This is a genomic window from Paraliomyxa miuraensis, assembly GCF_026337845.1.
Classification (GTDB): Bacteria; Myxococcota_A; Polyangia; order Nannocystales; family Nannocystaceae; genus Paraliomyxa; species Paraliomyxa miuraensis.
Genome location: NZ_JAOVZF010000138.1, coordinates 15,922 through 29,832, shown reverse-complemented (window position 1 = coordinate 29,832; position 13,911 = coordinate 15,922). Strand labels below are relative to the sequence as shown.

The 13,911-nt window shown below is 67.9% G+C and carries 10 protein-coding genes; 3 read left to right on the top strand and 7 right to left on the bottom strand.

Annotated features, from left to right (window positions below; genetic code table 11):
• Positions 1–37 precede the first annotated feature (37 nt).
• The 3 genes from OEB96_RS07040 (at position 38) to OEB96_RS07030 (ending at position 6,647) form a co-directional block, all read left to right on the top strand.
• Positions 38–682: a hypothetical protein gene (locus tag OEB96_RS07040; protein ID WP_266214685.1), complete on the top strand. Its 645-nt coding sequence runs from the start codon at positions 38–40 to the stop codon at positions 680–682.
• 1,058 nt (positions 683–1,740) lie between these two features.
• The gene (locus tag OEB96_RS07035; RefSeq protein WP_266214684.1) at positions 1,741–5,748 is read left to right on the top strand and encodes an eCIS core domain-containing protein; all 4,008 of its coding nucleotides are present in this window, start codon (positions 1,741–1,743) and stop codon (positions 5,746–5,748) included.
• The gene (locus tag OEB96_RS07030; protein WP_266214683.1) at positions 5,745–6,647 is read left to right on the top strand and encodes an NAD(P)/FAD-dependent oxidoreductase; all 903 of its coding nucleotides are present in this window, start codon (positions 5,745–5,747) and stop codon (positions 6,645–6,647) included. The genes OEB96_RS07035 and OEB96_RS07030 overlap by 4 nt, the downstream gene beginning before the upstream one ends.
• Positions 6,648–7,208: 561 nt before the next feature.
• On the opposite strand, the gene OEB96_RS07025 is transcribed toward OEB96_RS07030, so the two are convergent.
• Genes OEB96_RS07025 through OEB96_RS06995 form a run of 7 tightly spaced genes read right to left on the bottom strand, consistent with a single transcriptional unit; the run spans position 7,209 to position 13,879 of the window.
• Complete coding sequence (locus tag OEB96_RS07025; protein WP_266214682.1) at positions 7,209–7,532, bottom strand: ATP synthase F0 subunit C; 324 nt, start codon at positions 7,530–7,532, stop codon at positions 7,209–7,211.
• Between the two features lie 54 nt (positions 7,533–7,586).
• On the bottom strand, positions 7,587–8,375 hold the full coding sequence (gene atpB, locus OEB96_RS07020) for a F0F1 ATP synthase subunit A (RefSeq protein ID WP_266214681.1): 789 nt from the start codon (positions 8,373–8,375) through the stop codon (positions 7,587–7,589).
• A gap of 8 nt (positions 8,376–8,383) precedes the next feature.
• Positions 8,384–8,785 (bottom strand): hypothetical protein, encoded by a 402-nt coding sequence (locus OEB96_RS07015; RefSeq protein WP_266214680.1) that lies wholly within the window; start codon positions 8,783–8,785, stop codon positions 8,384–8,386.
• Between the two features lie 8 nt (positions 8,786–8,793).
• A complete protein-coding gene (locus OEB96_RS07010; RefSeq protein ID WP_266214679.1) occupies positions 8,794–9,126 on the bottom strand; it encodes an AtpZ/AtpI family protein in 333 nt (110 codons plus the stop codon).
• A gap of 3 nt (positions 9,127–9,129) precedes the next feature.
• Entirely contained in the window at positions 9,130–10,446 is a 1,317-nt protein-coding gene (gene hemL, locus OEB96_RS07005; protein WP_266214678.1) for a glutamate-1-semialdehyde 2,1-aminomutase, read from the bottom strand.
• 46 nt (positions 10,447–10,492) lie between these two features.
• Positions 10,493–12,061, bottom strand: a complete 1,569-nt coding sequence (locus tag OEB96_RS07000) for a serine/threonine-protein kinase (RefSeq protein WP_266214677.1) — start codon at positions 12,059–12,061, stop codon at positions 10,493–10,495.
• 9 nt (positions 12,062–12,070) lie between these two features.
• On the bottom strand, positions 12,071–13,879 hold the full coding sequence (locus OEB96_RS06995; protein ID WP_266214676.1) for a serine/threonine-protein kinase: 1,809 nt from the start codon (positions 13,877–13,879) through the stop codon (positions 12,071–12,073).
• Positions 13,880–13,911 lie beyond the last annotated feature (32 nt).

Below are 13,911 nucleotides of genomic sequence, written 5' to 3'. Positions count from 1 at the left end.
GCCCAGGCGGGGGGTCATTCGGGCTACGCTCTTGCGCGTGGTACTGCGCTCGATCCTCGCCCTCTCGCTGAACTTCTCGTTGGCCCTCTCGCTGGGCCTCGGTGCGTGCACGGGGGCGCAGCACCAGGGCTCACCCGCGGAGGAGCACCCGGTCGTCGCGCCTCAGCAGCCGGTTGTGTCGCAGGCTCCGTCGCAGGCCGAGCCGACGCCGGAGCCGAAGCCCGAGCCGACGTCGGAGCCGAAGCCGGAACCGACGTTGGAACCGAAGCCCGAGCCGACGCCCGAGCCGCCCGTGTCTCCCACCACGATCGTGCCCACGAACGGAGCACCGCTTACGATCGAGGCGACCCACGGCTTCGTGCAGGTCGAGGAGTCGAGCGAGGCTGCGTCGGGCCACCTGCGGTTCTCGTCGCCGCCGGGCAGCGGGTGCATGGTCGACGCTCGCTGGTGGCGACCGATGCCGCCCGATCCCGGAGGGCCGATGGTGGAGGCCTCGCGGCGTGCGGTCACCGTCGACGGCAAGGCGACCGAGGTGATCACCACCTCGATGTTCGAAGGGCAGCAGCAGGAGGTCGACGCCGTGTTCCTGCGCGGCGAGGGCTATCAGATCCGCATCGTGTTCGAGTCGTGCGGCGCGCTGGAGGAGGACGGCTTCCTCGAAGGGGTGCGGGTGGTGGGCTAGAGCGGCGCGATCGGGGCTGTGTAGCTGGATCAGGGTTCGGAAAGGCGGGTGGACCGACCCTGCGCAGCCAGATCAGGGTTCGGGAAGGCGGGTGGACCGGGCCTGCACAGCCAGATCAGCGTGCGGAAGGGCGGGTGGACCGGCCCAGCGCAGTCCGATCAGCGTGCGGAAGGGCGGGTAGACCGGCTTGGCGCAGCTAGATCAGTGTGCGGGAAGGCGGGCGGACCGGCCCAGCGCAGCTAGATCAGCAAGCGGGTGGGCGGGTCGATCGCGCTTGCACAGCCATATCAACGTTCGACGCAGCTCCTGGCTGCGCTCGAGCCTCGCTGTTTCACGAGATCGGCCCCGTGAAGATGCGTCCACGGGTTCGACGGGAAATTCGCTCCGGCTCTCGCCAGCGGTTGAGGCCAGCGGTGATGAAACTCCTTGCTCTTCCCCACGAGCTCGGCGGGCAGTCAAGGGGCGCCGCAGGCGACGAGCGCAGCGAGCATGCCCTTGATGGCCTGCCGTGCTCGTGGGAGTGCCCGCGATCGGTCGCCTGGCAGATCCCCACGGTGCATCCATGGCGTTGCGATGCGGCATACGCGGCTCGAGTCCCCGCCAGCGGTGTCCAGCCGGTGATCGACCTCCTCGCAAGTCACCATGCCATCTATCCGCGCGATGCAGCACGGGGCGATTCCACTCGTGCTTGGTCCAAATCATAGATCCGTCAAGCTGCGAAGCGCGCGTCTTGGAGGAAAGCAACGCGTCTCGAGCAGGTTCGAAGGTCAGCATGAGGGATGGAATCCACCCCGAATTTGCGGCGCATGTTTCTTATCCGCGCGATGCAGCACGGGGCGATTCCACTCGTGCTTGGTCTGGCCGAGCGGTGACAATATCGAGCACGTCCAAAAACTCGCCATACGTTAGACTCGAGCTCGGCGACGTCTCGGGACGAATTGCCGGATAGTGGAGATCCCATGGCGACATACGCCCATCCAACCAAGCCAACGGTGTCATCGCCCAAGGCCACCGCACCGCAGCATCGCAAGCGGTCGCCTCGCGTCCCGGTCGTCCCAATGTCCGTCCAGGCCAAGTTGGAGATCGGAGCGCCCAACGATGGCTACGAGCGCGAGGCGGATGCCACGGCCGACCGTGTGATGCGAATGTCGAACGTGGTGGGCTCGTCTGCGCCGCTCCGGTTCTCGCCGTTGCCCGGGGGGCTCGGTGATCGAGCCACGTCGATCACGGCGAAGCCGATGGGGGAGGGTGGCAGGGCGGAGTCAGAGGGAGAGTCACCCGACGATGAAACCGACGCCAAGGCCGATACCGAGTGCATGGCGTGTGGATCGGCGGATGGATCGACGGACGATGGCTCGAAGCGAGCCGCCCTCGGGATCACGTCGGTCGGACGGGTCCAGCGGGCGTGTAGCGCGTGCGGAGCAGAGCCCGAGGAACGACTGCAGCGAGAGGTCGACGACGAGCACGATGGACGGCTCCAGCAGCAGCACGACGATGATCTCGACGGCGACGGCAGGCTCCAGCGAGTGTGTGCCGAATGCGATGTGGAGCTCGAGCAGACGCTCCAGCGCGACTCCGCGGTGATCTCCACCCCTGCTCCCGATGCCACCTTCACCCCGCGGCTGCATGCCCTGCGGCTTCACGGCGGAGCGCCGCTGTCCGTAGACACGCGCAAATTCATGGAATCGCGGTTCGGCTACAGCTTCAAGGACATTCGCATACACACCGACGAGCGGGCCGGCTTGCTCGCCCGGAGCATTGGAGCCAAGGCATTCACCCTCGCGCGTGACGTGGTGTTCGGACCGGGACAATACCAGCCACACACACATTCCGGGCGGCGCTTACTGGCGCACGAACTCACCCACACACTACAGCAGGGGGCGGTACGAGATCGGGGTACTCGGCCCCGGATCCAGCGATCTCCGCTCGATGGCGTGGACGACACCGAGACCGACGAGCCCCACGGTAGAGTCGACAAGATCGTCATCATCTGCAACCGAGGTGGCAAGGGCCGTGGAAGAAAGGGAACGATCGACTTCCATGTCGACGGGCGCATTCATCGATACGGGCTCGAACAGTGCATTGCCCCCACGGGTCGATACCCCGAGGCGAAGGTACAAGAGGACGTTGCGACGAGGAAGCTCGAAGGGAAGCACCTGGTCGATGACCTCTCGGACTTCTTCATCGACCTAGGCGAGCCCGAGGGCGTTACGCACGAGTCATCGGATGCCGTACCTGCCGACAGCTCACCCACGGCGCAAGCGTCAGACGATGATCTTGAGCCTGCCACGACCGGCAAGAAGCCCTCGAAAGAGGAGCCAGCTCCAATCGAGACGTTCTCGTTTCGCTTCGCCAAGACGAAGAGCGACGAGCCAGACCCTCGGACGTTCTTCCACGACGACAGCGGTGAATTCCGAGAGACGACCGTCCTCGTAGACGTCAACCCCTACCGCAGTCAGGTACGTGACCTGATCGGAGACGAGACGATGGAGAGAGCCGGATGGCGGATCTCCCATATCTACGACGATCGCGAGCTGAGCTTCCTGTTGCGCGAGCTCGAGTACCAGTTCGAGTGGGCCGAGGGTAAGCAGAAGGTGCGGATCGATCGCCTGATTCGACGCGTGCGCGAGCAGCGGGGGATCGCCGAGGCCACCGCCATGCGCGCGAAGGTCGGCGACGAGCTCGGCCTCTCGGCCACTCTCTCGGAGCGGATCGAGGACCATCCCGAGCTCGCGTCGCAGCTCGAACGACTCCACGAAGGGATCAAGGAGCTTCTACGCGAGGAGGAGAGCAACAAGACCGTCGAGCGCCTCAGGGAGATCATGACCGGGACCGCGGACCGGGACGCGCTCGACGCAATCAAGGAGGCCAAGAAGCGCTACCGGCAGGCTGTCGGTCGCGCCGAGCGCGACGACGACTACGACGCTGCCAATCAGGCGCTCATGCTGGCTCGCGGCATCGAGTTGCTTCAAGCCTATGATCACATCCCGAGCTACCCCCGCAACGAGGATGCGCAGCAAGCCTGGGAATCATGGCAAGACGCTCGAAGAGATCTGTTCGGTGAAGCCTCTTGGCTCCAGGATTCCCCCTTCATCCGCCTCGGGGGCAAGCGGGCCGAGGTCCGCGAAGGGCGTGAGCGTAGCGAAGCGAAGGTCGCCAAGGCACATGAGATCCTCGAGCGCGCGAGCACGTCGCAGTCGTCCCTCTCCAACGCAGGGGCGGGGGCATTGGCAGACGTGACCGCGAGCGAGCTACTCTCTCACGACATTTCGCTGAGCGAGATCGCGAAGGCGCTCGAGTGGCTCAGGGACGATCCCGAAACCCGCGCGCAGTACGATCGCGTGATGGCCGAGGGATTGCTGGTCAACGCGCTGCTCCATCGCGCCGCGTATCTGGGCCGGGGTGAGCAGGCCAAAGGCGCCGGTCTGGCCGAGCTCGACTCGAGCGGCCAGGACTTCGTGGCCGGGTTCGCGACCAAGGCCCTCGAGCTCGAGACCGCATCGCCTCTGGGCATCCGCTTCAGCACGGACACATGGACCGAGCTCGAGACCGGGGAGGCCTTCTTCGAGGGCCTGCTGTGGGGGTTCAGCGACGGCTTCGTCCAGATCGTCAAGCTCGTCCAGACCCTCGCCGATGAGACCAAGCGCGCCAAACTCGTCGAGCACATCGAGCAAATGTTCAAGGATCGGAAGGTCCGTCGCGCGGCCGGGGCTGCGATGGCAGAGGCGATGTACACGGAGGTCGGCGAATTCAACGCCTCGGATCCGGCTGGTCAAGCCAAGACCATGGGCAAGCTGGTCGGAGGTCTCGTGTTCGAGATCTTCGGCGCAGTCGTCTCGGCGGGGGCGCTGAAGGTCATCACCATGACCGCCAAGTTTGCAAGGCTGAAGGCACTCGCCGCCTTTGGTCAGCTGCTCGCCAAGAGCACGATCGCCAAGGCATTCGCGGAGAAGCTGGTCGATCTCGGGAAACAAGCGGCGAAAGCGACCGCTCGGGTCACCGATGCCCTGGAGGACGTCACCGATCTACTGCCGCGGCTGACCAGCGACGGCAAGCTCACCCGCACCACTCGCCAGCTCGATCGAGTCGAACGCACGGAGCGGAGGGTGGTCGACGCGGCGATCGAGGTCGAGGAAGCGCTCGAGGAGGTCAAACGCCTGGCCGACCCCCATGCCCCCGACCCCGATCCCACCGAGTGGTTCCGCGCGACCCAACGGCTCGACAAGGCCGAAGCAAAGCTGAAGCACGAGATCGACGTGTACGGCAAGCGACGGGTGAGCGCGACCAACAGCATCGCAAGGGCCAGCAGCAAGCGACCTGGACTGCCCACTCGGGATGAGCTCGCGGCCGAGCTCAAGCTGCTGTACCGTGAGGCAGCACTCGACCCCAATGCCAAGGAGATCACGCTCTTCGACGATGCCGTCCACAGCTACAAGCGGGAAAGTAGCGTGGGGAGCTGCTTCGTCCGACACTCGATCAAGAAGGTGGGCGACAAGACGGGCCTCTGCCCACCGGAGAAGGGCAACGTCGACAAGCAAGCCGAGGCTGACGCAGAGAAGGCGATCCCAGAGGCTGCAGAGGGGGAAGCTCAGAGCGGAGCACCTGATACAGCAACCGGCAGATCGGATGAACAGATCGACCAGGCCTTTCCCGCGGCTGTGGGTACGGAGTTCACCCCTCCGTCAAAGGCGAAACAGATCGCAGAATCCATTGCCGGCGGGGGGCCGGTCAAGTCCAACCTCGGCAGTGGAACATCGGGGAGGGCCGGTTTCACGAACATTGACATTACTCCACACCCCAAGGTGGATGTCGTCGCAGACATGCGTAACCTGCCATTCCCGGACGACTTCTTCGACGAGCACTTCGCCACCGGGTTCCTCCATCAGCTGATATCGAACGAAAAAGTCATGATAGAGCTCTTCCGCACTCTCAAACCGGGTGGAACCATCACGCTCTTCACCCGGAACGGATCATTCGCTGGGATGGAGTCAGCCTATCGCGCGGCTGGGTTCGTGGACGTGACGATAACGGGCGGTGGCAAGATCTTCAAGGCCAGGAAACCATGACCACGACCATCCGATCGTGCACGGCCGTCGGTGACGGCATCACTGGGCTCGTCGCCTCCCTCGAACTAGCAAAGCGGGGCCACGAAGTCCGTCGCGCGTCCTATATCGGAGACGACTACTTCCCGGCGAGCCCGTGGGTGATCCCGCCGACCAGGTTGAACCAGGAGGCCACGAGGGGAAGTGATTTCGTCGGTGAACTAACTTCGGAATTGTGTGATCTTGGGGTCGAAGATATCGGCATTGTCGAACGGGTTCAGCTTGGCACAGCTGCCGTCACCCTCTTCGAACCGCTCGGCTCCGAACCTCTCGCCCACTCGCGCGCCGTCATCTTCTCCCCTGCTGGCGCAACGTCCTCGTGGCACCTCGTTGACGCCGTAGACCGAAGACACGTCGTGACCGACTCTGCTCCCGAAGCGCCATTCTATCAAGGACGCGCCGTCGTCGTCGTCGGTGCCGGATGGCGCGCCACTAGTGAAGCAATACACTTGAGCGCCGCAGGTGCTGATGTCTCGATCGTATGCGCCGGCCCCCGACTTGAACCTGCCTTCTTACGAGATGAGTTTGCCCGATGGCCAAACGTTCGCGTGTTCGCGAGCGCAAAGATCACCGAGGCTGTCGTAAACGACGAGGAATTGCAGGCCGTACGTGTGACCATGCCTGGCGGCCGCGTCGAGACCATTCCCGCCGCGCTGGTGTCACTCGCCGAGAGATTGGAGCCATCCTGGGCGCTATTCGGTGGTACTAGACCCGACCGGACATCCCTGGTTCCTCCCTGTATCGCGCTAGCAGGCCTCGCCGCCGGAATCCCTGACGATGACTTCGGCACCCAGGTCGAAGCCGGCTTCGCGTTGGCCGACAGGCTTCACGTTACGCTGCTGGGCTCATCGGACGAAGGATAGGCTGCGGCGGCACGGTCGGGCCTTGATGATTCCCGGTCCCGGCCGTATGCAAGCGCTCGTCATGCTTCATCCCTCTCCGGGGGCGCTGGCACGCTCCACCCAAGCAGCAGCCTCTGACCGGCGCGGCCACCATGCTGTAGCATGCCGGCCACGGCGCAGCCCTTGTACCGGGGTTGGCCAGCTGCACCGTGATCTGCTGCCAGCGTGAGAATTCCTCGGGCGAAAGCCGCCCTTGGACTGGGCACCGAACCCTGGGGCCGCCGCTGGCCCTCGAGGCTGCTCGGGGTGAGCAGCCGCAATCGCCGATAATTCCTAGATCCGTCGCGCATCCCGGGGAGGCGGCGGAGGCACGAGCCCCACCCGACCGGGCCGCGCTCGTCGAAGGCGACGCGGGTGACGTGGCCTTCGGCCATCGCATCGGCGACCTCCTCACGGGCGTCCTCGCGGGCGGGGAGCCCGCGTTCGAACGCAAGGAGCCGATCCTCCCGTGAAGGGACGATCGGCTCTCGTCGAACGCGCCGCTCTACGTCGTGGCGCGGGGGTCTCGCCCGGTCTCCTGCCTCAGGAGCCGAACTTGCCGAAGATCAGGAACGCGGTGACCAGCGTGAAGATGGTCAGCGACTCGATGAAGGCCAGGCCCAGCAGCATGGGGGTGTTGACCTTCTCGGCGGCGTTGGGGTTGCGGCAGATGCCCTCGAGGGCAGCCGCAGCCGCGCGGCCCTGGCCCATGCCACAGCCGAGGGCGGCCAGGCCCATGCCAAAGCCCATGGCGATGGCGAAGATGCCGTCGTTGGGACCACCGCCACCAGCGGGGGCGGCCATCGCGACCATCGGCGCGAGGAAGCAGGTCACGAAGGCGACGAAGGAAGAGATGCGGCGGTTCATGGTGAGTGTCCTTGGCAGCTTGGGCTGGGCGTCGGTCCGCGGCGGGGGGCAAGACTAGTGCCCCTCGAGGTGCTCGATGGCGGAGCCGATGTAGATGATCGTGAGGAGGGTGAAGATCAGGGTCTGGACGATCACGACCAGCACCCCGAGGAGGAGGAAGGGAACCGGGGCCAGCACGGCGATGAGGCCGGCGATGGCGAGCACGACCTTGTGGTCGGCGAGGATGTTGCCCATCAAGCGCAGCGACAGCGAGACCGGACGCCCGAGGTGCGAGGCGATCTCGACCGGCAGGAAGATGGGGAACAGCCAGGGGAACCCGCCGAGCTTGGGGCCCAGGAAGTGGGCCAGGTAGCTCATCCCGTTGCGGTACAGGCCCATCGCGTTGTAGACGACGAACACGAACAGCGACAGCGCCAGGTTGGTCTTGAGCGTGTCGGTGGGCGGCAGCAGGCCCGGGATGAGGCCCTGCAGGTTGCAGCAGAAGATGAACAGGCCGAGCGTGCCGGTGAGGGGAAGGAAGCGCTTGGCGTCCTTCTCGCCCATCACGTCGACCGAGAGCCGGTAGACCGCGCCCACGAAGCCGTCCATCATGGCGGCTAGGGTGAAGCGACGGCTGGGGATGAGGCCGTTCTTGCTCTCGGCCGAGGCCGCGTAGCTGCGGTAGCGGAACGTCGCCACCAAGATGATCAGCGCGGCGATCAACGCACCCACCACGTGCACCATGGTGAAGTGCGTGTCCTGGAACATCAGGAACTTCCAGTCACGCCGCAGGCCCTCTTCGAACGAGTGCTCGAGGTCGTGCCAGAAGGGCAGCAGTGTGTACCAGGTGTCGTGGTCGCCCATGGTGGCGGTCAGGAAGGTGACGGCGTGACCCGATTCTTGGCCAGAGCCCCGATGGAGGCCCCTACGAGGGCAAGGAGGGCTCCCACGGCCACCCCTTCCGGTCGCGCGGGCATGTACCAAAGGATGCCGGCCAGCGCAAGGAGGATGAATGGCCACTTGAGCAGCAGGACACCGGGCAAGATCCACGTTTGGTGGGCCGCCGGGCGGTGCTGGTGAGGGTCGCGAAGCATGACGCGCAGGGCCCTGGCAAGCAGCCACAGGTTGACCCAACCGACCAGCGCTCCGAGCGCGATGCCCAAGCTCATGTCGCGCCCGAAGAGGGGCAGGGAGATCGCTCCGGCGAGCCCCGCCAGAGCGGCCGTCCACGCGGCGGCGCGGCGGAGCAACGGGGTGGAGTCGGGAGTGGTCATTGCCTTTCTCACTGCTTGGGAGCGCTCGGCTCGTGCTCGGCCGCAGCGCGACGGGCCTCTTGCGCGTCGCGCCGAAGGGAGGCCTGGTAGGCCCGGGCGGTGCGTAGCACGGCCCGCACGGCGACGACGATACCGAACCCGAAGCCCAGCAGCATGGTCCACGGCGACCAGTGGGTGAGATAGCGCTCGATGTAGTAGCCACCGAGGGCGCCGGCCGTGATCGCGACGGCGATCTCGATCCCGAGCGAGGAGGCGTCGGTGTAGAGGAACCACTTGGCGCGCTTGGGTGGAACGCGCTCGGAGCTCTGCGAGCCCGACGGCTCGTCGGGGTCGTCGGTCATGCGTCACGCTCCCGCGATCGCGGCGAATGCCCCGGCCGCCGCATCGAGGGTGCGGTCGACGAGCGCCTCGTCGTGCGCGGCCGAGACGAAGGCCGCCTCGAACTGGGAGGGCGCGAGGTAGATCCCCTGCGCCAGCATCTGCTGGTGGAAGCGGGCGAAGCGCGCCGTGTCGCTGCCCTTGGCGTCGTCGTAGTTGGTCACCGCGCCTGCGCGGAAGAAGCCGGTGAGCATCGAGCCCACGCGGTTGCCGGTCAACGGGATCCCCGCGGCGGCGGCTCGCCGGACCAGCCCATCGCCGAGCCGGGCCGCCAGCGCTTCGAGTCGTGCATAAGGAGGATCGCGCTCGATGATCCGCAGGGTGGCGAGCCCGGCCGCGACCGACAGCGGGTTTCCGCTGAGCGTGCCCGCCTGGTACACGGGCCCCAGCGGAGCCACCGACTGCATGATGTCTCGGCGACCGCCGTAGGCGGCCAGCGGCATGCCGCCTCCCACGATCTTGCCCAGGCACGTGAGATCGGGGGTGACCCCGTAGCGCTCCTGGGCGCCACCGCGGGCCACCCGAAATCCCGTCATCACCTCGTCGAACACGAGCACGATGCCGTGGGTCGAGCACAGCGCGCGCAGGCCCTCGAGGTATCCGGGGGCCGGCGGTACGCAGCCCATGTTGCCGGCGACGGGCTCGACGATGATGGCGGCGATCTGGTCGCCCTGCTCGGCGCACAGGGCCTGCGCGGCGGCCAAGTCGTTGTGGGGCAGCAGCAGCGTGTCCTCGACGACCTTGGGGGGTACGCCAGCCGAGCCGGGAATGCCGAGGGTGGCTGCACCCGAGCCGGCCGCCACCAGCAAGACATCGGCGTGACCGTGGTAGGCGCCGTCCATCTTGACGATCTTGTGGCGGCCGGTGAAGCCCCGGGCGACTCGCAGCGCGCTCATGGTGGCCTCGGTGCCCGAGCAGGTCAGGCGCACCATGCCGTCGCGCAGGCTGGGCACCATCGCACACACGAGCTCGGCGAAGTCGACCTCGGCCCGGGTGGCGGCGCCGAAGCTCAGGCCATCGGCGGCGGCCTTGCACACCGCCTCGACCACCTCGGGGTGCGCATGCCCGATGAGCGCGGGCCCCCAGGTGCCGACGTAGTCGATGAGCTCGGCCCCGTCCTCGGTGTAGAGGAACGGACCCTTGGCGCGGGTGATGAACGGCGGGGCGCCGCCCACCGAGGCGAAGGCGCGCACGGGGCTGTTGACCCCGCCGGGGATCGTGCGTCTGGCGGCTTCGAAGAGCGCGTGGCTGCGGGCTTGGGCTCGTCCGTCGTGGGAGGTCATGGTCGTTGGCACCCGCCGGGAGGCTAGCTCTCGGCCCGCACGGTGCCTACCCGCCCCTCCGGATGGAGATCCACATCCACAGGCCGACGACCAGCAGCGCGCTGAGCACGGCGCCAAAGATGAGACCCACGAGGATGGCGCGCTGACCCGCGTTGGTGCGCCGCTTGGGCGGGCGCTTGCGCGGCGCGGGGGTCGGTGTGCCCATTGGAGAGGCAGGGCTCCCCGCGTGGCCGCGTGGGGTGGGCGTGGGGGCGGGGGCCGTGTGGCCATGCATGGGCCTGGCCGTGGGGGCGGGGGCCGTGTGACCGCGCGCCGCCGAGGGGGGGGCTCCGTGGCCCGCGGCCGCCGGTCCGGGCGGGTACGCTTGACGATGCGGCTCGGTGGGCTGCAGGTGCGGCACGGTGGCCGGCTGCCCTCCGAGCGCGGTGGCCGACTGGGCCAAGCCCTCCACGGCCCGGTTGACGGCACGCCGGGTGACGATGCGATCGGGGTCCGGGGTGGGCGCCTCGGGCGAGGCCGATGGCTCGGGCGCGTGGGGCTGCTGCTTGCGGGCAGCCGCCTGGGCCATGAGCTCGGGAAGCTTGCTCTTGCGCTGCTTGGGCTGCGCGATGGTTCGGGCCTGCCCCACCATGCTGGTTTGCTGGCGGGTGCGGGCGCTCATGGCTCCGTCCTGGCCCCCAAAGGACTCGGAGGTGGCGGCATCGAGCCGCTTGAGGAACGCGTTGATGGTGGGCAGGCGCTTCTTGGCGATCGGCTCGAGGCAGGAGTCGACCAGGACCTCGAGCTTCTCGGGCATGTCGTTGCGGCGGCCCTTGATGCTGGGTGCCGGCTGCGAGACGTCGCACTTGCGGGCGATCACCTCGGCCTCGTCGAGCTCGAAGAACGGCGGGTGCCCGGTGAGGATCTCGTAGAAGGTGACCCCCAGGGCATAGACGTCGAACACGGGGTGCGCGGGGGCATCCCATGCCTGCTCGGGTGACATGTAGTGGCGCGTACCGGGACGCTCGCCCATCCGCGTCATGCGGGCATCGGCTCCGGCGCCCGTGTCGGCGGCCAGGCCGAAGTCGAGCAGCTTGGCCACGCGCTCGCCCTTGTGCTCGACCACGATCACGTTCTCGGGCTTGACGTCGCGATGCACCACCCCGCTCTGGTGCAGGTCGCGGAGGGCCCGGGCGATGTCTCGCATGTACATGCAGGCCTCCTCGACGGGCAGCGGACCGTGCATGCTGACGAGGTCGGCGAGCGTCGGCCCCCGCACCAGCTCCATGGCGAGGAACATGCGGCCGCCGCAGTCGTCGAGGCGGCCCGACTCGATCGGCGCCACGACGTTGCGGTGCCCCTGAAGACGCCCGGCGAGGCGTACCTCGTTGTCGAAGCGTCGCTCGGGTTCGTGCTGCCCCACGAGCGTGCGTGCGAGGACCTTGAGGGCGATGTCGGTGTTGCGTCGCAGGTCGCGGGCGCGGAACACCGACGCCATCTTGCCGCGGCCGATGATGCCGAAGATCTTGAAGCGGCCATCGCCGATGATGGCGCCGGGGTGGATGTCTTCCTCGCTCAGGGGAGTGACCGCGCGGTACATCCGCGTGGAGCGATTCGGGTCGGCCGGGTTGGACATGCGCTCGAGTCAGGGATCGTACGCGGTAATCGCCAATCCGTCGTGTCCCACCCGGACCAGGTGCTCCTTGGCGGAAACGAGCGTGTGCGATCCAACGTGATGCCACGGTTCCTCGGGCGAGCCCCGCCACGCCAGCTCGTGGACTCCGGGGGAGACCCAGCACTCCCCGCGGGCGGCCACGCTCAGGGTCTGCATGTCGATCCTCACCTGACCGTGCGGCTGGCCATCGCCGCGCAGACGCAGCCAGGCGCGGCCAGGCGCGGGCGCTGGGGGCTCCTGAATGCAGGCTGGCCCGCGTCGGGGCGGCAGCCCGAAGGCCAGGAAGACCGCGGTCAACGCCAACAGACCGGCCAGTAGCCACAAGCCGTGACCGAGCCAGCGCAGGCCCCGGGCCGGTCGCGTGGCACGCCCCCGACGGGCCGGCGGTCCGCAGCGCCGGTGCACGACCGCCGCATCCACCGCATGCAGGTCCGGGCCCATGGGCTCGGTCCCGTGGGAGGGTGACGGCGTGGGCGTCCATGATGGAGCGTGGCTGCGAAGGCGAAGCGTGGCCGTCGGGTTGGGGCGGTGGCACGCGGCCGGAACGGGCCCCGAAGGGGCGGTTGCGAAGGCGATGGGCGGGCTGGAAGCAAGGGCGATCGGGCCCGACGGGGCAGGGGTGGCCGCGGACGGCAATGCGAGGGGTAGGGCGGCGGGCGGCGGGATCAAACCATTCCATGGGGCGACGGCGGCGGGCGGTGAGACGACGCCGGCCCACGGGGCCACGGCCGCGCGCACGAGCTCGGGATCGGTGAGGCCCGTGCGGCGCACGGTGCCGACGCAGCGCTCGTAGAGCCCGCGCAGGGCGGTGGCGCCCGGCCTCCACGGTGGGCAGCGCAACAGCCATGCCAGTGCTTCGTCGGCGCTGGCGATGCGACGCCTGGGATCGGGCTGGAGCAGGCCCACGCGCAGGGCCTCGAGCGGCGCGGGTACGTCGCGGCGAGACAGCGGGGGCAGCTGCGCCTCGGAGACCACGCGGTGCCAGTCGGAGCTACGCTCGAGATCGTCGCGAAACCGGCGGCCGTCGAGCAGCTCGTGCAGGATGGCCCCCACCGCGAAGAGATCGGATCCCTGCGTGGGCTCGCCGTGGAGCTGCTCGGGGGCCATGTAGCGGGCGCGGCCCTTGATGTGCATGCCGGAGCTGAGCTCGCCTTGCACGCGGGCGATGCCGAAGTCGGCGAGCTTGAGCTCGCCGGCGGCGCTCACCAGCACGTTGTGCGGGGCGATGTCGCGGTGGACGACCCCGAGCGAGCGCCCGCCCACGCGCAGGGAGTGGGCGTGGCGCAGGCCCTGGAGCAGCTCGCTGACCAGGTGACACACCAGCGGCACGCTCAGGCCTCCTTCGCGATCGCACACCGCCTGGGCGAAGTCGCGCAGGTGCACGCCGTCGACCCACTCGAGCGCCATGAACAAGCGTCCTTCGGCCTCGCCCACGTCGAACACGGACACGAGGTTGGCGTGGCGGAGCTTGAGCGCGAGCCGGGCCTCCTGCAGGAACATGCGACGGTAGCGAGGCTGAGCGGCGATGCGCCCGTGGATGATCTTGAGGGCGCAGGCCTTGAGACCGCCGGGAAACACGACGCGGCGGGCCATCCAGACCTCGGCCATTCCGCCCCGGCCCACGCGCTCGAGCAGCTCGTAGTCGCCGAGGCGGAGGCGCGGGGCGGGATCGGTGGGGGCGAGGGGGCAGATGGGCGTGAGGAACGGGGCGGGGTGGGGGACGGGGAGAGCGGGGTGGGAGAGGGACGAGGTTGCGACCACGATGATGATCTCGACCACCGACGGCTCGCGTTGCAGGAAACGGAAAAGAA

Bases quoted from the DNA above. Each gene is read 5' to 3' on its own strand.
- OEB96_RS07035 (WP_266214684.1), top strand. From the start codon at position 1,741: ATGTCCGTCCAGGCCAAGTTGGAGATCGGAGCGCCCAACGATGGCTAC.
- OEB96_RS07030 (WP_266214683.1), top strand. From the start codon at position 5,745: ATGACCACGACCATCCGATCGTGCACGGCCGTCGGTGACGGCATCACT.
- OEB96_RS07025 (WP_266214682.1), bottom strand. From the start codon at position 7,532: ATGAACCGCCGCATCTCTTCCTTCGTCGCCTTCGTGACCTGCTTCCTC.
- atpB (WP_266214681.1), bottom strand. From the start codon at position 8,375: ATGGGCGACCACGACACCTGGTACACACTGCTGCCCTTCTGGCACGAC.
- OEB96_RS07015 (WP_266214680.1), bottom strand. From the start codon at position 8,785: ATGACCACTCCCGACTCCACCCCGTTGCTCCGCCGCGCCGCCGCGTGG.
- OEB96_RS07010 (WP_266214679.1), bottom strand. From the start codon at position 9,126: ATGACCGACGACCCCGACGAGCCGTCGGGCTCGCAGAGCTCCGAGCGC.
- hemL (WP_266214678.1), bottom strand. From the start codon at position 10,446: ATGACCTCCCACGACGGACGAGCCCAAGCCCGCAGCCACGCGCTCTTC.
- OEB96_RS07000 (WP_266214677.1), bottom strand. From the start codon at position 12,061: ATGTCCAACCCGGCCGACCCGAATCGCTCCACGCGGATGTACCGCGCG.